Below are 20,757 nucleotides of genomic sequence, written 5' to 3'. Positions count from 1 at the left end.
GAAGGTGCAAGCTTGCGAATCCCTGGGAGCTTACATCCAGTAAGTGACCAGGGTGAGCAAGTGCAGCCAACGCACATGCAACGTGAACTATGACGAGTATTTCGCCGTGGATACTACCACGCACACCGATGTGCGTGCCGGGGTTCACTTGTTGCGGACTGTCGTGTCATCTGCGTCCGCTAAGGAACCTTTAAAAACTGTCTAATAATCTTCGCTGTTCAGGCTACGACTGCGTTGCGGCCTTGTCTCGCTCTGAACATCTCGATTATTACTACTCATATGGCAGTTTTTAGAGGTTTCCTGTACTACCGGGGAATCACTTCCCCGGCAACCACTACAAAATCTTACGCACTACGTTTGAGCAGCATCGACTTAATATGGCCGATGGCGCGCGTCGGGTTCAGTCCTTTAGGACATACGCTGACGCAGTTCATGATGCTATGGCAGCGGAATACGCTGAAAGCGTCACTTAAACCTTCCAGGCGGCTGTCGGTCTCGGTATCGCGGCTATCAATTAAGAAGCGATACGCGGCCAGCAGGCCTGCCGGGCCAATAAACTTGTCCGGATTCCACCAGAATGATGGGCAGGACGTTGAGCAGCATGCACACAAAATACATTCATACAGCCCATCGAGCTTCTCACGCTGCTCAGGCATTTGTAAATGCTCACGAGCCGGCGGATTTTTCCCATTATTCAACAAGTAAGGCTTAATCTTCTCATACTGTGCGTAGAATTGCCCCATGTCTACCACCAAATCGCGCACAACCGGTAAACCCGGCAGCGGGCGAATGACAATTTTCTTGCCCGGCTGATTCAGCGCAGAAATAGGTGTGATACAGGCCAGTCCATTTTTGCCGTTCATATTCAGACCGTCGGAGCCGCAGACCCCTTCACGGCAGGAGCGGCGGAACGACAGAGACGGATCTTTTTCTTTCAGCTGCATCAATGCATCCAGCAGCATCATGTCGCGCCCATCTTCCGCCTCCAGGGTGTAATCCTGCATACGCGGAGCGTCGTCAACATCCGGGTTATAGCGATAAACTGAAAACTCGAGTTTCATTGTCCTGTCTCCGCATTAATAAGTACGAATCTTCGGCGGGAATGCCGGGCGCAGCTTCGGTTCCATATTGACTTGACGTCGCGTCATGGATTCCGACTCTGGCAGGTACAGGGAATGGCACAGCCAGTTTTCATCATCACGTTCCGGGAAGTCGAAGCGGCTATGCGCGCCACGGCTTTCGGTACGGAAGTTTGCAGATACTGCAGTGGCGTACGCGGTCTCCATCAGGTTATCCAACTCCAGACACTCAACGCGCTGGGTGTTGAACTCGCTGGAGGTATCGTCCAGACGGGCATTTTTCAGGCGTTCGCGAATCGCTTTCAGCTCTTCCAAACCTTTCGCCATCGCATCGCCTTCGCGGAATACCGAGAAGTTATGCTGCATACATTCTTGCAGCGCTTTGCGAATCGCCACCGGGTCTTCACCATTACGGTTACCGTTCCAGCGGTTCAGTCGTGCCAGAGAAGCATCGATTTCATCTTCGGTCGCATCCAGCAGGTCACCCTGCTCAGCGATAGATTCCTGCAGATGCAGACCCACCGCACGACCAAACACCACCAGGTCCAGCAGCGAGTTGCCGCCCAGACGGTTGGCGCCGTGAACCGACACGCAGGCGATTTCGCCGACGGCAAACAGCCCCGGGATCACCACATCTTCGCCCTGCTCATTCACAGTCAGCGCCTGGCCAGTAACTTTGGTCGGAATACCGCCCATCATATAGTGGCAGGTTGGGATAACCGGAATCGGCTCTTTAACCGGGTCAACGTGAGCAAAGGTACGTGACAGTTCGAGAATGCCCGGCAGACGGGATTCCAGCACTTCTTTACCCAAGTGGTCGAGTTTCAGCTTAGCGTGCGGACCCCACGGGCCGTCACAGCCGCGACCTTCACGGATTTCGATCATGATGGAACGCGCCACCACGTCACGACCCGCCAGGTCTTTCGCATTTGGGGCATAACGCTCCATGAAGCGCTCGCCGTGTTTGTTCAACAGATAACCACCTTCACCACGGCAGCCTTCTGTTACCAGAACGCCCGCACCGGCGATGCCGGTTGGGTGGAACTGCCACATTTCCATATCCTGCACCGGCACGCCAGCGCGGATAGCCATACCAACACCGTCACCAGTATTGATGTGGGCATTGGTGGTGGACTGATAAATACGGCCAGCACCGCCGGTCGCCAGCACGGTCGCACGGGCTTTGAAGTAAACTACCTCACCGGTTTCAATACACAGCGCGGTACAACCGACAATCGCACCATCGGCATTTTTTACCAGATCCAGCGCATACCATTCTGAGAAGATGGTGGTATGGTTTTTCAGGTTCTGCTGATACAGCGTGTGCAACAGCGCATGACCGGTACGGTCTGCCGCTGCCGCAGTACGTGCCGCTTGCTCACCGCCGAAGTTCTTCGACTGGCCGCCAAACGGACGTTGATAAATTGTGCCATTGTCGAGGCGAGAGAACGGCAGCCCCATGTGGTCCAGTTCCAGAATCGCTTCCGGACCGGTTTTACACATATATTCAATAGCGTCCTGGTCACCAATGTAGTCCGACCCTTTAACGGTGTCGTACATGTGCCATTCCCAGTTATCTTCATGGGTATTACCGAGCGCAACGGTGATGCCACCCTGCGCGGATACGGTATGGGAACGGGTTGGGAACACTTTAGAGAGCAGCGCACAAGTCTGCCCGCTCTGGGAAATTTGCAGCGCCGCGCGCATACCTGCGCCGCCGGCACCAATCACAACAGCATCAAATTCTCTGACTGGCAGTTTCATTACACACCCCACACCACAACAAATCCATAAATGACGTAAACCACCAGCGCAACAACGATAGCCAGTTGCAGAATCAGGCGCACAGCCAGAGGTTTAACGTAGTCGGTCAACACCTGCCACATGCCGATCCAGGCATGAATCAAGATGGAGAAAAGTGCCAGCAGGGTAAAGACTTTGGTGAATGCCGATGAGAAGAAACCGGTCCAGACTTCATACGTCAGCTCGCCGCTGGTGGCGAAGAAACCGACCATAAAGATGATGTATAACGTCAGAACGATAGCGGTAGCACGGACCAGAATGAAGTCATGTACGCCGTTGCGTCCTAATGCGGAGGCGTTGCTTACCATACGAGGACTCCTGCGAGAAGTGAAAGCACGACAATGATAACGAAACAAATTTTGGCGGAGCGTGTCCCTGCTTCGAGGGTTTCTTCGATATAGCCAAAATCCATCAACAGATGGCGAATGCCCATTACGGCGTGATATGCCAGCGCAATCAGGATCCCCCACAGAATTAACTCCACAAAAAAGTTATTCATAATGGATGACGCGGTGAGGAAACCTTCAGGGGAGGAAAGGCTGGTACCCAATAACCACAACAGAATCCCGACCGCCACGAAGGTGATCACTCCGGATACGCGATGGAGAATGGACGCTATCGCCGTGATTGGGAACCGGATCGTTTGCAGATCCAGATTGACAGGTCTTTGTTTTTTCACATTTCTTATCATGAATAACGCCCACATGCTGTTCTTATTATTCCCTTTAGACTTCGGGTACAGAAGATGAAGACACCTGTAGCCTGAAAGACGACGGGATTTCCTTCCTCCGGTCTGCGTGCGGGTCAGACAGCGTCCTTACTATAACTACGCGTCATATAAAACACTGCTTCCAGATGCTAAAACGACACGTTACAACGCTGGTTGGCTCGGGATTGCAGGGTATTCCGGAGACCTGGCGGCAGTATAGGACGTTCACAAAATCATTACAATTAACCTACATATAGTTTGTCGGGTTTTATCCCGAACAGTGACATAGGTCACGATAACAACATTATTTTAATTTTTAATCATCTGATTTGACAATCATTAAACAAAGTTGTTACAAACGACACCAGAAAAAGCATATAATGCGTAAAAGTTATGGGGTCACTCTTTCACCGGAGATTTAGTTATGTAACAGTGTGGAAGTATTGACCAATACCTTCAGGACAGTTATTAGTGATAGACAGGTTAAATAATTCGGATTGCTAAGTTCTTGATTTGCAGTTTATTCGCCATAAAAAGACCGTTTTACCTGCAAGCGCCCATAGCTCTGTACCCAGGTCATCCCCTCTTTCGCAGAGCGGCGAGCCAAATAACAAACTGGTAACGGTTTATTGATGCACGAAGGCAAATTTGAGTTCCGGCAGTCTTAAGCAATAAGGCGCTAAGGAGACCGTAAATGGCTGATACTAAAGCAAAACTCACTCTAAATGGTGATGCTGCTATTGAACTGGATGTGCTGAAAGGTACGCTCGGTCAGGACGTTATTGATATTCGTAGCCTTGGCTCAAAAGGGATGTTTACTTTTGACCCAGGTTTTACCTCTACCGCATCCTGCGAATCCAAAATTACTTTCATCGACGGTGACGAAGGTGTTTTGCTGCATCGCGGCTTCCCGATTGACCAGTTGGCGACCGAGTCCAACTATCTGGAAGTGTGTTATATCCTGCTGTACGGCGAAAAACCGACGCAGGAAGAGTACGACGAGTTCAAAACCACAGTCACTCGCCATACCATGATCCACGAGCAGATCACGCGTCTGTTCCACGGTTTCCGCCGCGACTCTCACCCGATGGCCGTTATGTGCGGTGTCACCGGAGCGCTGGCAGCGTTTTATCACGACTCGCTGGATGTAAACAACGCGCGTCACCGTGAAATCGCCGCCTTCCGCCTGCTGTCCAAAATGCCAACCATGGCAGCGATGTGCTATAAGTATTCCATCGGGCAGCCGTTCGTGTACCCGCGTAACGATCTCTCCTACGCCGGTAACTTCCTGAACATGATGTTCTCTACGCCGTGCGAAAAATACGAAGTGAATCCGATTCTGGAACGCGCAATGGATCGTATCTTAATCCTGCACGCTGACCACGAACAGAACGCCTCAACCTCTACCGTACGTACCGCGGGCTCTTCTGGCGCTAACCCGTTTGCCTGCATCGCGGCTGGTATCGCTTCCCTGTGGGGACCGGCACACGGCGGCGCAAACGAAGCTGCGCTGAAAATGCTGGAAGAAATCAGCTCTGTTAAACACATTCCGGAATTTGTTCGCCGCGCGAAAGACAAGAATGATTCCTTCCGCCTGATGGGCTTTGGTCACCGTGTTTATAAAAACTATGACCCGCGCGCTACCGTCATGCGTGAAACCTGCCACGAAGTGCTGAAAGAACTGGGCACCAAAGATGATCTGCTGGAAGTGGCGATGGAACTTGAGCACATTGCGCTCAACGACCCATACTTCATCGAGAAGAAACTCTACCCGAACGTAGACTTCTACTCCGGCATAATCCTGAAAGCGATGGGTATTCCGTCCTCCATGTTCACCGTTATCTTCGCCATGGCGCGTACCGTTGGCTGGATTGCACACTGGAACGAAATGCACACCGACGGCATGAAAATCGCCCGTCCGCGTCAGCTGTACACCGGCTACGACAAGCGCGATTTTAAATCTGATATTAAGCGTTAATTGTCTGCCGGATGGCGCCAGCGTCTGTCCGGCTTGCAGTTATAAACGCTCCCAGGCCGGACAAGGCGGTAATGCCTGTATCCGGCCTGTTTTTATTTGATCCACATTATTTTATTCTTATCGTGCTTTCTCTATGATTTACTGAGATTTCTCACATTTTACTCAGGAGCATGGGATGCCTGTTTTGCAGTGGAGCCTGTTGTTTGTGCTATCGCTCCTGCTTTCCCTGCTCTTTCTGTTTATCCATCTTCCAGGACCCTTGCTGCTCGGTTCGATGATCGTCGGCATCATCTTCAGTCTGCGCGGCATCACTCTGCATCCTCCCCGCTGCACATTTCTTGGCGCGCAGGCGATTCTCGGCTGCATGATTGCCCAAAATCTGACCGGTTCAATCTTCACAACCCTTGCAGCCCACTGGCCGATGGTGATTGTTATCCTGCTGGCAACCCTTATCAGCAGCGCGGTAATTGGCTGGCTGCTGGTTCGCTACAGTACTTTACCGGGCAACACCGGCGCATGGGGCTCTTCCCCAGGCGGCGCAGCGGCCATGGTGGCGATGGCGCAGGATTATGGTGCCGACATCCGCCTGGTGGCGTTTATGCAGTATCTGCGCGTACTGTTGGTGGTCGGCGCGGCAGCGCTGGTCACCCGGCTGGTGATGGGCGACCAGGCCCAAACGGTCAGTGAACAAATCATCTGGTTTCCGCCGCTAAGCGGCAATCTTTTCAGCACTCTGATGCTGGCCGCCGTTGCCGGCACGGCTGGACGCTTACTGCGTATTCCCTCTGGCGTCATGCTATTGCCGATGCTGGTGGGTGCCTTGCTGAATGCAAGCGGAGTGATGGTGATTGAACTGCCGGAATGGCTACTGGCGATAGCCTATATGGCCATCGGCTGGCAAATCGGCCTGGGCTTTGACAAGCAGATATTTTTAATGGCGCTGCGCCCTTTGCCGCAGATCCTGTTGTCCATTTTTTCACTGATGGCGATCTGCGCCGCTATGGCCTGGGGACTGGCGCATTACATGCAGATTGATTTTCTCACTGCCTATCTGGCAACCAGCCCAGGTGGCGTGGATTCTGTCGCGGTGATTGCCGCAGGAAGCCACGCTGATATGGCGCTCATCATGGCGATGCAAACCCTGCGACTGTTCAGCATTTTGTTAACTGGCCCCGCAGTCGCGCGGTTTATTTCGGTGCACGCACCAAAACGCCCCGCTTAGTGCTGACATCCCGGACACCAGTAAAAAGGTCGCGAAGTGAGCATCGTTTTCTCGATAGTCCCACCACAACGCTCACAGGCTTCGCCGTCCCGATGAAAGACCTTGAAGCGAAACAACGCACCGTGATGTTTATTCTCATCGACCAGCCCGCGGGTATTATAAGACAGGCGCGGAATATCAAGCAGCGCATGTGCCAGTTGATCCAGTTGCTCATCACTAAGCTGCGACGCTTTATGCTGCCCGGTCAACCCAACCTGCCAAAGGATCTCTACCCGCAAGTAGTTACCTAATCCCGCCAGAAAAGCCTGGTCCAGTAGCAGACCAGAAAACTGGCGATTGCAAAAACGCGGAGATAACAGACGCGCTTTAACGTCATCGGGCGTTAAACGTAAATCCAGTACATCCGGCCCTACCCGTTGCAGGAACGGGTGGGTGGCGAGCTGTTCTGGCGTCAGCATTTCGATATCAGACGCGCTATACAGCAGGATAGTTTTGTCTTGCGTTTGCAATCTGACACGGAGTACCCGCGAGGTCTGCGGGATGTTGCCCGTATCCACCACGCGCCACACGCCATAGAGCTGATTGTGACTGTACAGCGTCAGGCCATTGGAAAAATGGGTCAGTAATGCTTTCCCTCGCGTTTCAAGCTGGGTAACACGCTGCCCAATTAGTTGAGATTCATACGGTTTTAACTGCTCAAAGGCAAACCAGACTTCCGTCAGGGGTTTGCCTTTGACTGCCGCCTCCAGGTTATCCGCCGCGCGGCGGATCTCCGGGCCTTCAGGCATAATACTGTCCTTTGTTAATGTGTTGCGCCGCCCGTGACTGCGATATCGCTTTCCACCTGCAAGGCGGTGGCAATTGCGACCTCCAGCGCCCGGCGTACTGTTTCAGCCGCCATACTTGGCGCCCCGGGATGCTGTGCGGCCTGTTGCGGCAAATAAGGGATGTGAATAAAGCCGCCCTTCACCGCCGGTGCGTCGCGTAGTTTATGCAGCAGGCCATACATCACGTGGTTACACACGAAAGTGCCAGCGGTCTGGGAAACCGAAGCCGGAATTCCCGCGTTGCGCATAGCCACAACCATCGCTTTGATCGGCAGCGTGCTAAACCATGCCGCTGGACCATCGGCTACAACCGGCACATCTACCGGCTGTTGCCCCTGATTATCCGCAATACGCGCATCGTCAACGTTAATCGCCACGCGTTCCACGGTGATATCCGTGCGACCACCCGCCTGCCCCACCGCCAGAACCAGCGATGGCGACAGCGCATCAATCGCGCCATTGAGTACGGCAAGAGACTCGCCAAAGACGCACGGCAGTTGGCGGGCAACGACGCGGCATCCACCGATGATAACATTATCGAGTCCCGAGACCACTTCCCAGGAAGGGTTAACTGACTCGCCGCCAAAGGGTTCAAATCCCGTGATGAGTACTGTTTTCATCCTGTCACCTTACAAGAACATCAGGAAATACATCAGGAACACGTTGACCAGCAGCAGCAGTATACCGGTTGGCACCTGCGCTTTAATCACCGCATTTTTGTCCGGTAGTTCCAGCAGCGCAGCAGGGACAATGTTAAAGTTCGCCGCCATCGGCGTCATCAGTGTCCCGCAATAACCGGAGAACATACCAATCGCCGCCATTACCGCCGGATTACCGCCATGTTGCAGTACAAGAATCGGAATACCAATCCCAGCGGTCACGATCGGAAAAGCAGCAAACGCATTGCCCATCACCATAGTCAGCAATGCCATGCCGATGGTGTACACCGCCACTGCGATAAAGCGACTGTCTACCGCCAGATATTCCTGCGTCAGATATGAAATGCCGTTGCCTACGCCCGCTGCCGTAAACAACAGCCCGAGCGTGGCCAGAATCTGTGGCAGGATGAACGCCCAGCCGATGGAGTCCAGCAGACGGCGCGCCTCCTGGATCGGTTGATGCACCCGCTCATGGGTCATTTTTATTGCCATCGCCAGGCCAATCAACGAACCTGCGGTCATGGAAAAAAGCGTCACCAGCGTGGCGTGATTACCCGGCCCAAACAGCGCATCCTGTAAGCCCGGAATATGGTTGAACATCAGCACGCCAATAACCGTTACTACCGGGATCGCCAGCGCCGGGAAAAAAAGGCGGTTGCCCAGTCGGCTGGCGCTCTCTTCGCGTTGTTGCTGCGTCCGTTGATGGTAACTTCCCAGCTTCACGCCGCCAAAACCGGCGATCAGCGCCAGGACGACCACCGCAATACCGACGGCAATATGCACCGCGCGCTTGTCGCCAAACAGCGAGAATGTCCAGTCGCCAAGCAGAAACAGTACGCCGTATATGCCCCAAAACAGGCCAGTGGTGAAACGACGCGGGTTCGCTTTATCCTGCCAGGACATGACAGCCACAATCAGTAATACCGCGCCCGCCAGCCAGTAGAGATAGCTTTGTTGAAAATTCATTGCGCTTCCCCTTTCGCTGCGGCATTCGCTTTCGCCACCTCACGTTGCAAATAGCTATCCAGACGCCACAAACGTGTGCCGTGGATCAGGAAAGCACAAATTGCCGTTGGGATCCCCCACAGGGCGATATGCAGCGGTTCGGTCTGGATCCCACCAGACTCCAGCATAAAGTTATGCATGAAGATGATAGCGCCGAAAGCAACAAAGATATCTTCACCGAAAAACAGCCCGACGTTATCGGTCGCCGCTGACATTGCGCGCAGTCGATAGCGTACCGCCCCAGGTATCTCGCCGTGATTTTTCTCAGCGGCCCCTTCCGCCATCGGCGCCAGCAGCGGACGCACCATTTGCGGATGCCCCCCCAGACTGGTGAGTCCTAATGCAGCGGTCGCTTCGCGAATGAACAGATAGACAATCAGCAGGCGGCCACTGGTGGCGCTGCGGATTTTTGCGATCCACGCCTGCGCACGCTCTTTCAGACCGTGACGCTCCAGCAGACCGATTACCGCCAGTGGGATCAGCAGGATAAACGGCAGGTTGCGGGTGTTAAGAAAACCTTCACCCAGTTTCTCGAGAATAGTGGCGATAGGCATATGCGCCGCCAGTCCCGTGACGATCCCGGCAATAATAACCACCAATACCGGGTTAAAACGTAAAAGAAATCCGACCACGATGACGGCGATCCCCGTCAATGGCCAGAGAGAAATAGCCTCTCCCATAATTAAATCCCTTATGTTGTTGTGTAATATATTATTGTTTTGTATGAATAAATTTATGCGCTAATTTGAATATTGCATGCTTCAAAGGCGCTACGCAAGCGACGGGCAAAAGCGAGTGCGTGCTCGCCATCCCCATGAATGCATACCGTCTGGGCAGTAACGCTCGCCCATGTCCCACTTTGGCTTTTTACTCTGCCGGATTGCACCATTTCTAACGTTTGCGCCAGCGCCTGCTCTTCATCCTCAATCAGTGCGCCCGGCTGACTACGCGGCACCAGGCTGCCATCGGCCTGATAACCCCGATCGGCAAACACCTCCTGACGCGTTACCAGGCCATAGTGTTCTCCAGCACGAATCAGTTCGCTTCCCGCCAGTCCCACTAAAATCAGCGACGGATCGCAGGCATGAACCGCTTTCGCAATCGCATCAGCCAGTTGAGGATCTTTCGCTGCCTGGTTATAGAGCATGCCATGCGGTTTGACATGATGCATCACACCACCCTCCGCCCGCGTGATGGCAGCCAGCGCGCCAATTTGATATAGCGTCTGCGCATACACCGTTTGCACAGGCAGGGTCATGGCACTACGACCAAAATTTTCCCGATCCGGAAAGCTGGGGTGCGCACCTATCGCTACGCCATTTTTTAGCGCTTCGCGCACGCTTGAGAGCATGGTTTGCGCATCGCCTGCGTGAAACCCACAGGCGATGTTGGCCGATGACACCAATTGCAGCAACGCTGCATCGTTCGCACATCCCTCACCGAGGTCTGCATTGAGATCAATTTTCATTGTTAAGTCGCCATGCTAACTGTTCCAGGTAACGCTGCTGGTCGTACCGCGCCTTCAGCGCTTCCTCCAGCGAGCACTGCACAAAATGAATCGGTTGACCGAGCGGGATCTGCGCCAGATGATACATATCTGCCTCAATAATACAGGCGATGCGCGGATAGCCGCCCGTCGTCTGCGCATCGTTCATCAGCACAATTGGCTGGCCATTATGTGGAACCTGCACCACGCCGGGGAGCAAGCCATGTGATAGCAGCTCGCGATCGGTCGTGCGCGTCAGCGGCTGCCCTTGAAGACGATACCCCATACGGTTACTTTGTGGGCTAAGTTGCCACGGTGAGCGCCAGAACGAAGCCTGCGATATCTCATCAAACTCCTGATATTCAGGTCCGGGCAGCGCGCGAATGAGATTACCCCACATCAGTTGCTTAACACCTTGCGGCTCGCTGAATTGCCGGGTAGATACGCCAATCGCCAGTCGATCGCCATCACGCAGTAGACGCCCTTCAAACCCACCAATGCCCACTTTCAGATCGGTACTACGCGAGCCCATCACTTCGGGAACATCAATACCGCCCGCTACCGCCAGATAACTGCGCATGCCATGAAGCGGACGTTTTAGCGTCAGGCGCTGCCCGGCTTTTACCGGTAACCGCCATCCGCTCCACACGGGCGTACGATCCAGATGCGCTTCGCATCCGGCACCGGTCAGGGCAAACCAGCCATCGGCTTCAAACTCCACCACCAGTTGCCCCAGCGTGATTTCCAACGCTGCGGCATTCGCATCATTACCCACCAGCAGGTTAGCCACGTTCAGCGCCGGTTTATCCAGCGCCCCACAGTGACTGATTCCGGATTGACGAAAACTATGACGTCCCCCGTCCTGTACTGAGGTGTACATACCAGCGCGGATGATGTTTAACATATCCCCTCCTTCTGCGGGACAAAACGCACGGTATCGCCAGCCCGTAACAGAATCGGCTCCTCCCGTTTTGGATCAAATAACGAAACGGAGGTACGCCCAATCAATTGCCACCCGCCAGGCGTGGAAAGCGGGTAGATCCCCGTTTGAGATCCACCGATACCGACAGAACCTGCCGGAACAAGCAAACGAGGTTCCGCACGTCTGGGGGTATGCAGTTGTTCAGGTAAGCTCCCGAGATAGGGGAATCCCGGCTGAAAACCGATAAACCACACCACGTAATCAACCGACGCATGAAGTTCCACAACCTGCTTTTCACTTAATCCGCTGTGCCGGGCGACCTCTGCCAGATCGGGGCCGGCCTCACCGCCATAGATAACGGGAATTTCAATAAAGCGCGAATCCGGCTCCAGTGCTTCACTCTCTTCCCACCAGCGTTGCAGGCGCTCAATCGCATCCAGCGCCAGCGTTTGCGGGTCGCGCAAGGTCACCGTGATATTGTTCATGCCTGGAATAGCTTCCAGTACATTCGGGGCATCAACCAGACGCTGGGCCAGACGCCAGATGCGTTTCTGAGTCGCCAGCGTAATGGGCGGTTCCAGTTCAAGAACCACTGCCGTTTCACCTAACAGATAACAACGCGCTCGCTGCACTTTCGTCCCTCTTTATTACGCTGGATTAGGAATATCGATAAAGGTCACGTCCAGATCGGTATTTTCATTAAGCCAATCGCTTAATGCGCGAATGCCGCCGCGTTCGGTCGCATGGTGACCGGCAGCATAAAAATGCAGACCCTGCTCGCGAGCTGAGTGAATGGTTTGCTCTGAAACTTCACCGGTGATAAAAGCATCGACGCCAAACCGGGCGGCGCTATCAATAAAACTTTGACCGCCCCCCGTACACCAGGCGACGCGCTGAACGGTTTCCGGCCCGGTATCACCGCACCATAACGGCTTACGGCCTAAGCGCGCTTCAATCCACGATGCCAGTTCCAGTCCCGGAACCGGCATGGAGAGTTCTCCCCATGGCACCAGCGGTTCGATCTCACCCATCACGGTAATCCCCAACAGCGCAGCCAACTGCTCGTTATTCCCCAGTTCTGGGTGAGCATCCAGAGGCAGGTGCCAGCCATACAGGTTGATATCGTTTTCCAACAGCGTTTTCAGACGATGGCGCTTCATGCCGCGAATTACCGGAGATTCGCCTTTCCAGAAATAACCGTGATGAACGATAACCGCATCGGCCTGCAGGCGCACCGCCTCATCCAGCAGCGCCTGACTTGCGGTCACGCCGGTCACGATTTTATGCACCGTCTCTTTGCCCTCAACCTGCAAACCATTCGGCGCATAGTCGCTAATGGCGGCGCTGTTCAGTTTGTCGTTGATCAGTTGTTCCAGTTCGGTGTTTTTCATCATCGTCCTCGTAGTCATTAATTCTGCCTGCCTAATCAGCAACACAGCTTAGGTTAAAATAGCGTCCTCGCCTGCGTTCGTCGATAGCCATTTCACTGACACATCAAGAAACAATCACACCCGCTTTGAACATGATTTGCTTACCACTACGCGATCCAATTCATGTATATTTATGCAATCAGACAGCATATTGCAAAAATAATCAGATCTGTATCAAAGTTACAACTTTAAGGAAACACACTCGCGCAGTACGCTCAGCCTGTCGCGAGGCATTTACTTCGAGAAAATAATGAATAAACAAGCATCTCAACCACGGGCGATTTATTACGTCGTCGCGCTACAAATCTGGGAATATTTCAGTTTTTACGGCATGCGTGCGCTGCTGATCCTGTATCTCACTAACCAGCTTAAGTACGACGATAATCACGCATATGAACTGTTCAGCGCCTACTGTTCGCTGGTCTACGTCACGCCTATTCTCGGGGGATACCTGGCAGATAAAGTGCTCGGTAATCGAATGGCGGTGATGATCGGCGCATTTTTAATGGCGGTGGGACATCTGGTATTGGGCGCAAGCGAAATGGCTCCGGCGTTCCTTTATTTGTCGCTGGCGATCATTGTCTGCGGCTACGGTCTGTTTAAATCCAACATTAGTTGCCTGCTGGGCGAGTTATATCAACCTGAAGATCCGCGTCGCGACGGTGGATTCTCTCTGCTCTACGCAGCCGGTAACATCGGTTCGATCATCGCACCGATTGCCTGCGGATACGTGCAGGAAGAGTACAGCTGGGCGATGGGCTTTGCGCTGGCTGCGATTGGCATGCTGGCAGGGTTGGTGATTTTCTTATGCGGTAATCGCCATTTCGCTCATACCACTGGCGTCAACAAGGCCGTGCTGTGTGCGAAAAAGTATATGCTGCCAAACTGGGCCTGGCTATTAGTTCTGCTGGTTGCAGCACCGTTACTGATTACCGTCCTGTTCTGGAAAGAGTGGTCCGTTTACGCACTGATTGTTGCCACGGTTATTGGTCTGGCGGTTCTGGCGAAGATTTACCGTCAGGCGCAAACCCAAAAGCAGCGCAAAGAATTGGGGCTTATCGTCACGCTGACCTTCTTCAGCTTGCTGTTCTGGGCCTTTGCTCAACAGGGCGGCAGCTCGATTAGCCTGTATATTGACCGCTTCGTAAATCGCGATATTTTGGGATATTCCGTCCCGACTGCGATGTTCCAGTCGGTTAACGCCTTTGCCGTTATGCTGTGCGGTATCGTGCTGGCCTGGGTAGTCAAAGAAAGCGTTGACGGCAATCGTACCGTACGTATTTGGGGTAAATTTGCCCTTGGCCTCGGTTTAATGAGCACAGGGTTCTGCATTCTGACTTTAAGCGCCCGCTGGTCCGCAGCTTACGGCCACTCTTCCATGCCGCTGATGGTATTGGGGCTGGCGGTCATGGGCTTTGCCGAACTGTTTATCGACCCGGTGGCGATGTCGCAAATTACGCGTATTGAGATCCCTGGGGTGACTGGCGTATTAACAGGCATTTATATGCTGCTGTCCGGCGCCATCGCCAACTATCTGGCAGGCGTTATCGCCGATCAGACGTCGCAAGGCTCGTTTGATGCTGCTGGCGCTATCAACTACTCCATCAATGCGTATATTGATGTCTTTAGCGAAATTACCTGGGGCGCGCTGGCCTGCGTGGTGTTGGTGCTGCTGATTTGGCTGTACCAGTCGCTTAAGTTCAGAAACCGTCCGCTGGCGGTAGAATCCTGAGTGTAAGGGCCCGATGATGTAATACTATTCGGGCCTGTTTTTTCGGGTAATTACGCATAACTTGCAGCGAGTTCCTCTTCAGTAAGCCCCGTCACTAGTAGTACCATTGCGCGATCTATTCCCTGCTCCAGCATAGTTTGCGCTATACGTAATGCGGCTTCTCGCTTTCCTACTTCTTTGCCTTGTTGTAAACCTTCCTGTAATCCATCTAACCGTAACCGCTCCGCAATAGTCATCAGCCTCTCCTTATGTTGGGGGATCCGTTGCGCCATCTCTTGCATAAACTCATTAAAGCGAGATTCATCGCCGGATCGTAGGATGTAATTAAACATCGCCTGCAGTTGCGTGTCATTAGCGCATCCAGTAAGTAGTAGCGTGGTCAGTTGTTCTATCAGCCCCATCAAATCCCGCTGACGGATATGTTTTTGCATTAATTCCAGCAGCGCCATTCGCCTGTGAGCCATGATCTCATCATCGGGTACCACCGTTATGTCTACCAACGGAAATGCGCTGGAATAAAGCTGTCTTGCCGCCACGGGGTCGGCAAAGGTATCCAGCCAGCACAATGAGTACGGATAGGGGCTTCGGCAGCCATGATAAAACAGCATCGGTATCACCAGTGGCAGTTCCTTGTGCCCTGCGTCCAGATGGCGCTGCATCGCCGCCAGCGCATAACGCAACAGACGAAAAGCCATATGTGGCTCGGCTGAACTTTGATGCTCTATCACCACATAGACATAACCGTCACCGTTGCGTGTGTGCAAAGACCAGAGCACGTCGGAGTAGCGCGAACGTAAATCCGCTTCAATAAAGCTTTCTGACTCCAGTTGCAGCGAATTCAAATCGCAAAGCATCCGCAGTTCAGCTGGCAGGTGAATGTCGAGAAAATCCCGTGCAGTTTCGGGATGATGTAAAAACGTTTTAAACACCGCATCATGCGGGGTGGAGGTCGTTGGCGTTGTCATTAATTTCCGTCATTTTCATTCAGATGACGGAAATTTACTGCTGAGAGAAAACTTGTGCAGCAGGGTATTCACGGTACTGAGCGCACGCTTCAGCGCTAAAATCACCCAACTGCAACATGTTCATTCTGTTGGAAGGTATTACGCAAAATCCACCATGCCTTTACCCTTTACGCGCCGCCTCATATGCCGCCAGCGTCGCCAGCCTTGCCTGTTTATGATCCACAATCGGGCGAGGATAACTTAGTGTTACCTGCGCCTTTTCTGCCCACGACCACGGGTTATGAATGGCTTTACCCGGCACGTCGCGCAATTCCGGCACCCACTGGCGGATAAACTCACCGTCACGGTCGAATTTTTCGCCCTGCGTCGTGGGGTTAAAGATACGGAAATACGGTGCGGCGTCGGTTCCGGTTGAGGCTGCCCACTGCCAGCCGCCGTTATTGGCCGCGAGGTCACCATCAATCAGTTGCGACATGAAATATTGTTCGCCTTTACGCCAGTCAATCAGCAGGTCCTTCACCAAAAAACTGGCCGCAATCATGCGTAAACGATTATGCATCCAGCCCGTGGCGTTGAGCTGACGCATCGCCGCATCCACAATAGGGTAACCCGTACTACCCGTTTTCCAGGCCTGCAAATGCGTCGGATTATTCTGCCATTGCACGCGATCGGTCCAGCGGATAAAGGGTTGATACCGACACAGCGCCGGATGGTAAGTCATCAGATGACGATAAAATTCGCGCCAGATAAGCTCGTTCAGCCACATGCTACCCCTGCCGCCCTCAAGCGCCTGCGGCTGCTCCGCGAGCAGTCGATTCAGGCACTGGCGCGGTGATAGTCCTCCAGTCGCCAGGCTCGCGGATAATCGACTGGTCCCGTCAATCGCAGGAAAATCACGCCGCTGCTCGTATTCTCCTGCAGCCTGCTGGCAAAATTGGCGTAATTGCGCGATGGCCAATTTTTCTTCTGCCACAAACCTTTGCGCATCAAATTCTTGCTGCGGATAGCTCAGCGTTATTGCGCTTAACGACGTGCTGAGTGCGCCGCTGTCCCTCATTTTCGGCGCGCTAACGCATTCTGGAATACCGTCTTTAATCCGCTTCAACCAGGCATTTTTAAACGGTGTGAACACTTTATACATCTCATGATTGCTGGTCATCACCGCCCCCGGAGGCAGGATCACGCTGTCGTCAAACCCTTCGCACACCACCTGAGGTAAAGATTTTTCGACAGCAGCATCACGCTGGCGTTCGTTTATTTCATATTGATAGTTATAAAATAATCGACTGACGTCATGCTGCAGGCAGACACTTTTGATGGTGTCCACGCTGGCCGCAAAATCAGCCACTTCGTAAAACAGTAAAGGGATGCCTTTTTCTGCCAGCGCTGTTTGTAACGCATTCAACTGCGCGCAGGTAAATGCCGCCTGGCGCGGGGCCATATCATGCGCCTTCCACTGCTCGGGGGTAGCGATATATAACGCCAGCACCTGCGCAGAACGATCCCGACAAGCCGCCGCCAGCGCGAGGTTGTCGTGCAGGCGTAAATCACGCCGAAACCAGACCAAATGGGTGGTCATAACACTCCTGAAGAAAAAATTTAACGCCCGTAGCGCAAGCGCAGAGCCTCTGGCCAGGGATTGAAATAGCGCTGCCCGGAGAGATAAGCATCCGGATATTCCGCCATATAGTGTTTGAGTAATGTTATTGGCGCAAGCAGCGGTTGAGTCGAACGTCGATACCCGTCAATGAGAGAGGCCAGCTCCTGCCGCTGACGAGAATTTAATTGCGTACGGAAATAGCCCTGGACATGCATCAGCACGTTGGTATGGTTGCGCCGCGAGGGAAGATGCGCCAGCAAACTCATCAGCCTTAAGCGATACTCGACAAAATAAGCCTGCAAATCTTGCCATTCGCCGATCGCCGCGACAAAACGCCCGAGTTCGCGATAGTCCGGCTGGGAATGGGCCAACAGTAATAGCTTGTAACGGCTGTGATAATCGATTAGTGCGCCGCGCGTTAACCCTTGCTGACGGATACCGTTGAGCTCGTGCAAGGCATAAATGCGCTCAACAAAATTTTCCCGAATCTGCGGGTCGTGCAAACGCCCGTCCTCTTCCACGGGAAGCCAGGGTAACGTCGACATCAGCACGGACGTAAAGATCCCTCGTCCCGCTTTACGGTTGTTTTTGCCTTCCACGTCGTAGACCCGCACCCGTTCCATACCGCAACTGGGGGATTTTGCACAGACAATATAGCCACACAAATGCTCCAGACGATTGCTTTGTCGCTGACTAAAAGCCGTCATTACGTCTGTCAAATCACCCTCGCGCTTATCACTAAAACGCAGGGAGACAGCCTCGCCCTCTTTGACCAGATGCAGCGCAGGTCTCGGGACCGGTAACCCGATACCCATTTCAGGGCATACGGGTTCGAACGCGACCCACGGCGACAGTTCTTCTACAGCAAAGGCCAGCCGCTTATGCCCACCATCATAACGAACCGCCTCCCCCAACAGACAGGCACTGATACCAACAGGGATTTTCTCGCTCATGATCGCTCCTTTCTCATTCCTGAGATAAGTGTAGCTATCATGAACAAAAAAGCCGCTGATATCAGCGGCTTTTGGGGATTTATTAGCTATCAGTAGAAATCGCAGGTGGCTTTTTCAGCCTGCTCCATCCACACCGGTTTATCACTGGTTTTAGACCAGACGCGGTGCAGGTAGCTGTAAAAACGGGCGCGGTCTTTCCAGAACAACATGACCGGCAGCGCCAGCACGCCCGCCACAACGGCAAAGGTACGGCGCAAGAAAACAATGTGTGCTGGATATTCTTTATAAAAGTCCATAATCCTCTCCCATATATCTGTTCGGTGAATCGCACCGGAAAAATAAACTTGGTTAACTGATGAAAATAATACCGCCTTGTGTGTAATTTTGCTACTCATCCGACCACTTATTTTTATCTATTGATGCTCCGTTTAGCTAAAAACTGTAATTAAGTTACATAAAAGTTAAATTAGTACTAATCATTAGTTAAATAATGGTCTTTGCCATTTTTATACTTTTTTTACACGCCACCCACTGATTTTTGCGAAATCTTTGCAAGCAAAAATCTACGCTCTGGTTATCACATTTATGCCACTGGAGGTGCACTGTGAGTGCAGGCGTGATAACCGGCATTGTGCTGGTCTTTTTATTATTAGGTTATTTGGTGTATGCCCTGATTAATGCGGAGGCGTTCTGATGGCGGCCCAAGGATTTTTACTCATTGCCAGTTTCTTGCTGGTGCTGTTTGTCGTCGCCAGACCGCTGGGCTTTGGGCTGGCTCGACTGATCAATAATACGTCCCTGCCGGGCCTGACTGGCGTGGAGAATTTGCTCTGGCGTGGTCTGGGCATCTCACAGCAGGAGATGAACTGGCGGCAGTATCTGTTGGCGATCCTCGCGCTCAATGTACTGGGCCTGCTGGTCCTGTTTTCGATGCTGATGGCGCAAAACCTGCTGCCGTTAAATCCCCAGCAACTGCCAGGGCTTTCATGGGATCTGGCGCTTAACACCGCGGTGAGTTTTGTCACTAATACCAACTGGCAATCCTATGCTGGTGAAACCACCTTAAGCTACTTCAGCCAGATGGTCGGGCTGACCGTACAAAACTTCCTGTCAGCGGCAACCGGGATTGCGGTGATTTTTGCCCTGACCCGCGCCTTCACGCGCCAGAGTATGAACACCTTGGGCAACGCCTGGGTCGATCTGATTCGCATTACGCTGTGGATCTTGCTCCCCATTGCATTGCTCATTGCGCTGTTCTTCATTCAGCAAGGTGTGCTGCAAAACGTGTTGCCCTATCAGCCCATCACCACACTTGAAGGAGTTAAACAACTGCTGCCGATGGGGCCCGTCGCCTCACAGGAAGCGATTAAGATGCTTGGCACTAACGGGGGCGGTTTCTTTAACGCTAACTCATCACATCCGTTTGAAAACCCTACCGCATTGACCAATCTGGTACAGATGCTGGCTATTTTCTTAATTCCTACCGCGCTGTGTTTTGCCTTTGGTGATGTGGTGGGCGATCGTCGCCAGGGACGGACCCTGCTGTGGGCAATGTCGCTGATATTTGTGGTCTGCGTAGCCGTGGTGATGTGGGCCGAAGTTCAGGGCAACCCGCACCTGATGGCATTCGGTGCAGACAGCAATATCAACATGGAAGGCAAAGAGAGCCGCTTTGGCGTGCTGGCCACGAGTCTGTTTTCCGTCGTGACGACAGCGGCATCTTGCGGCGCTGTCGATGCTATGCATGACTCCTTCACCGCACTGGGCGGCATGGTGCCGATGTGGTTAATGCAGATTGGTGAAGTGGTCTTCGGCGGCGTGGGTTCAGGTCTGTACGGCATGCTGCTGTTCGTGCTGCTGGCGGTATTTATCGCCGGGTTAATGATTGGCCGCACACCAGAGTATCTGGGTAAGAAAATCGACGTGCGCGAAATGAAAATGACCGCGTTGGCGATTCTGGTCACCCCTGCGCTGGTCCTGATCGGCACAGCGATCGCCATGATGACCGAAGCTGGCCGCAGCGCCATGCTTAACCCGGGTCCACACGGGTTTAGCGAAGTGCTGTATGCAGTGTCGTCCGCCTCGAACAACAACGGTAGCGCCTTCGCCGGGTTAAGCGCCAACAGCCCGTTCTGGAACTGCCTGCTGGCCTTATGCATGTTCTTCGGTCGCTTCGGCGTGATCATTCCCGTGATGGCGATTGCCGGATCGCTGGTCAGTAAAAAGATCCAGCCAGCCAGCTCCGGCACACTACCTACCCACGGTGCGCTGTTTGTCGGGTTGTTGATCGGTACGGTGTTACTGGTTGGCGCTCTCACCTTTGTTCCTGCCCTGGCGCTTGGCCCGGTCGCAGAATACCTGTCATTACACTGAGTGATGCGGAGCAC

The 20,757-nt window shown here is 53.2% G+C and carries 21 protein-coding genes and 1 pseudogene; 6 read left to right on the top strand and 16 right to left on the bottom strand.

The genetic code is table 11. The features are described from left to right. Positions 1–344 precede the first annotated feature (344 nt). Genes sdhB through sdhC form a run of 4 tightly spaced genes read right to left on the bottom strand, consistent with a single transcriptional unit; the run spans position 345 to position 3,588 of the window. Entirely contained in the window at positions 345–1,061 is a 717-nt protein-coding gene (gene sdhB, locus OGX67_RS22730; RefSeq protein ID WP_257651731.1) for a succinate dehydrogenase iron-sulfur subunit SdhB, read from the bottom strand. A gap of 15 nt (positions 1,062–1,076) precedes the next feature. Further along, positions 1,077–2,843: a succinate dehydrogenase flavoprotein subunit gene (gene sdhA / locus OGX67_RS22725; RefSeq protein WP_003022919.1), complete on the bottom strand. Its 1,767-nt coding sequence runs from the start codon at positions 2,841–2,843 to the stop codon at positions 1,077–1,079. Beyond that, entirely contained in the window at positions 2,843–3,190 is a 348-nt protein-coding gene (gene sdhD / locus OGX67_RS22720; protein WP_003022916.1) for a succinate dehydrogenase membrane anchor subunit, read from the bottom strand. The genes sdhA and sdhD overlap by 1 nt, the downstream gene beginning before the upstream one ends. Continuing rightward, positions 3,184–3,588, bottom strand: a complete 405-nt coding sequence (sdhC, locus tag OGX67_RS22715; protein WP_003831406.1) for a succinate dehydrogenase cytochrome b556 subunit — start codon at positions 3,586–3,588, stop codon at positions 3,184–3,186. Before sdhC ends, sdhD begins: the two co-directional genes overlap by 7 nt. A gap of 383 nt (positions 3,589–3,971) precedes the next feature. On the opposite strand from sdhC, the pseudogene OGX67_RS22710 reads away from it, so the two are divergent. The 3 genes and pseudogenes from OGX67_RS22710 (at position 3,972) to OGX67_RS22700 (ending at position 6,791) form a co-directional block, all read left to right on the top strand. Next, a pseudogene (locus OGX67_RS22710) lies at positions 3,972–4,082 on the top strand (hypothetical protein). A gap of 203 nt (positions 4,083–4,285) precedes the next feature. Then, positions 4,286–5,569, top strand: coding sequence for a citrate synthase (locus OGX67_RS22705; RefSeq protein WP_003831404.1), 1,284 nt, complete (start codon positions 4,286–4,288; stop codon positions 5,567–5,569). Between the two features lie 175 nt (positions 5,570–5,744). Continuing rightward, a complete protein-coding gene (locus tag OGX67_RS22700; RefSeq protein ID WP_086503845.1) occupies positions 5,745–6,791 on the top strand; it encodes an AbrB family transcriptional regulator in 1,047 nt (348 codons plus the stop codon). Here OGX67_RS22700 and nei read toward each other — a convergent pair. Genes nei through ybgI form a run of 8 tightly spaced genes read right to left on the bottom strand, consistent with a single transcriptional unit; the run spans position 6,788 to position 13,081 of the window. Further along, positions 6,788–7,579, bottom strand: a complete 792-nt coding sequence (gene nei, locus OGX67_RS22695) for an endonuclease VIII (protein WP_257651732.1) — start codon at positions 7,577–7,579, stop codon at positions 6,788–6,790. The genes OGX67_RS22700 and nei overlap by 4 nt on opposite strands. Before the next feature lie 14 nt (positions 7,580–7,593). Next, complete coding sequence (gene pcp / locus OGX67_RS22690) at positions 7,594–8,238, bottom strand: pyroglutamyl-peptidase I (protein ID WP_086503844.1); 645 nt, start codon at positions 8,236–8,238, stop codon at positions 7,594–7,596. A gap of 9 nt (positions 8,239–8,247) precedes the next feature. After that, a complete protein-coding gene (locus tag OGX67_RS22685; protein ID WP_003022898.1) occupies positions 8,248–9,243 on the bottom strand; it encodes a DUF979 domain-containing protein in 996 nt (331 codons plus the stop codon). Further along, the gene (locus OGX67_RS22680) at positions 9,240–9,962 is read right to left on the bottom strand and encodes a DUF969 domain-containing protein (protein WP_003835449.1); all 723 of its coding nucleotides are present in this window, start codon (positions 9,960–9,962) and stop codon (positions 9,240–9,242) included. Before OGX67_RS22680 ends, OGX67_RS22685 begins: the two co-directional genes overlap by 4 nt. A gap of 53 nt (positions 9,963–10,015) precedes the next feature. Next, positions 10,016–10,750 (bottom strand): 5-oxoprolinase subunit PxpA, encoded by a 735-nt coding sequence (gene pxpA, locus OGX67_RS22675; RefSeq protein WP_257651733.1) that lies wholly within the window; start codon positions 10,748–10,750, stop codon positions 10,016–10,018. Beyond that, positions 10,740–11,672, bottom strand: a complete 933-nt coding sequence (gene pxpC, locus OGX67_RS22670) for a 5-oxoprolinase subunit PxpC (protein WP_204583874.1) — start codon at positions 11,670–11,672, stop codon at positions 10,740–10,742. Before pxpC ends, pxpA begins: the two co-directional genes overlap by 11 nt. Next, on the bottom strand, positions 11,666–12,322 hold the full coding sequence (gene pxpB / locus OGX67_RS22665) for a 5-oxoprolinase subunit PxpB (RefSeq protein ID WP_086503841.1): 657 nt from the start codon (positions 12,320–12,322) through the stop codon (positions 11,666–11,668). The genes pxpC and pxpB overlap by 7 nt, the downstream gene beginning before the upstream one ends. Before the next feature lie 15 nt (positions 12,323–12,337). Beyond that, a complete protein-coding gene (gene ybgI / locus OGX67_RS22660) occupies positions 12,338–13,081 on the bottom strand; it encodes a radiation resistance protein YbgI (RefSeq protein WP_286527580.1) in 744 nt (247 codons plus the stop codon). Between the two features lie 289 nt (positions 13,082–13,370). Between ybgI and dtpD the strand changes: the two genes are divergently transcribed. After that, positions 13,371–14,852, top strand: a complete 1,482-nt coding sequence (dtpD, locus tag OGX67_RS22655) for a dipeptide permease DtpD (RefSeq protein WP_086503839.1) — start codon at positions 13,371–13,373, stop codon at positions 14,850–14,852. A gap of 50 nt (positions 14,853–14,902) precedes the next feature. On the opposite strand, the gene OGX67_RS22650 is transcribed toward dtpD, so the two are convergent. The 4 genes from OGX67_RS22650 to OGX67_RS22635 form a co-directional block, all read right to left on the bottom strand. Next, the gene (locus OGX67_RS22650) at positions 14,903–15,817 is read right to left on the bottom strand and encodes an Rpn family recombination-promoting nuclease/putative transposase (protein WP_016149795.1); all 915 of its coding nucleotides are present in this window, start codon (positions 15,815–15,817) and stop codon (positions 14,903–14,905) included. A 160-nt stretch (positions 15,818–15,977) separates the two neighbouring features. Then, positions 15,978–17,396 (bottom strand): deoxyribodipyrimidine photo-lyase, encoded by a 1,419-nt coding sequence (gene phrB / locus OGX67_RS22645; protein ID WP_086503838.1) that lies wholly within the window; start codon positions 17,394–17,396, stop codon positions 15,978–15,980. A gap of 20 nt (positions 17,397–17,416) precedes the next feature. Next, positions 17,417–18,370: a YbgA family protein gene (locus tag OGX67_RS22640; RefSeq protein ID WP_003835465.1), complete on the bottom strand. Its 954-nt coding sequence runs from the start codon at positions 18,368–18,370 to the stop codon at positions 17,417–17,419. A gap of 89 nt (positions 18,371–18,459) precedes the next feature. Next, entirely contained in the window at positions 18,460–18,666 is a 207-nt protein-coding gene (locus OGX67_RS22635; RefSeq protein WP_003022870.1) for a YbfA family protein, read from the bottom strand. A gap of 308 nt (positions 18,667–18,974) precedes the next feature. On the opposite strand from OGX67_RS22635, the gene kdpF reads away from it, so the two are divergent. Then, the gene (kdpF, locus tag OGX67_RS22630; RefSeq protein WP_001670793.1) at positions 18,975–19,064 is read left to right on the top strand and encodes a K(+)-transporting ATPase subunit F; all 90 of its coding nucleotides are present in this window, start codon (positions 18,975–18,977) and stop codon (positions 19,062–19,064) included. After that, entirely contained in the window at positions 19,064–20,743 is a 1,680-nt protein-coding gene (gene kdpA, locus OGX67_RS22625; protein ID WP_003022865.1) for a potassium-transporting ATPase subunit KdpA, read from the top strand. The genes kdpF and kdpA overlap by 1 nt, the downstream gene beginning before the upstream one ends. Positions 20,744–20,757: the final 14 nt, after the last annotated feature.

The sequence above is a fragment of the Citrobacter sp. Cf118 genome, from assembly GCF_030334095.1.
GTDB classification, from domain to species: Bacteria; Pseudomonadota; Gammaproteobacteria; order Enterobacterales; family Enterobacteriaceae; genus Citrobacter; species Citrobacter freundii.
This window is presented reverse-complemented; position numbering and strand designations above follow the sequence as displayed.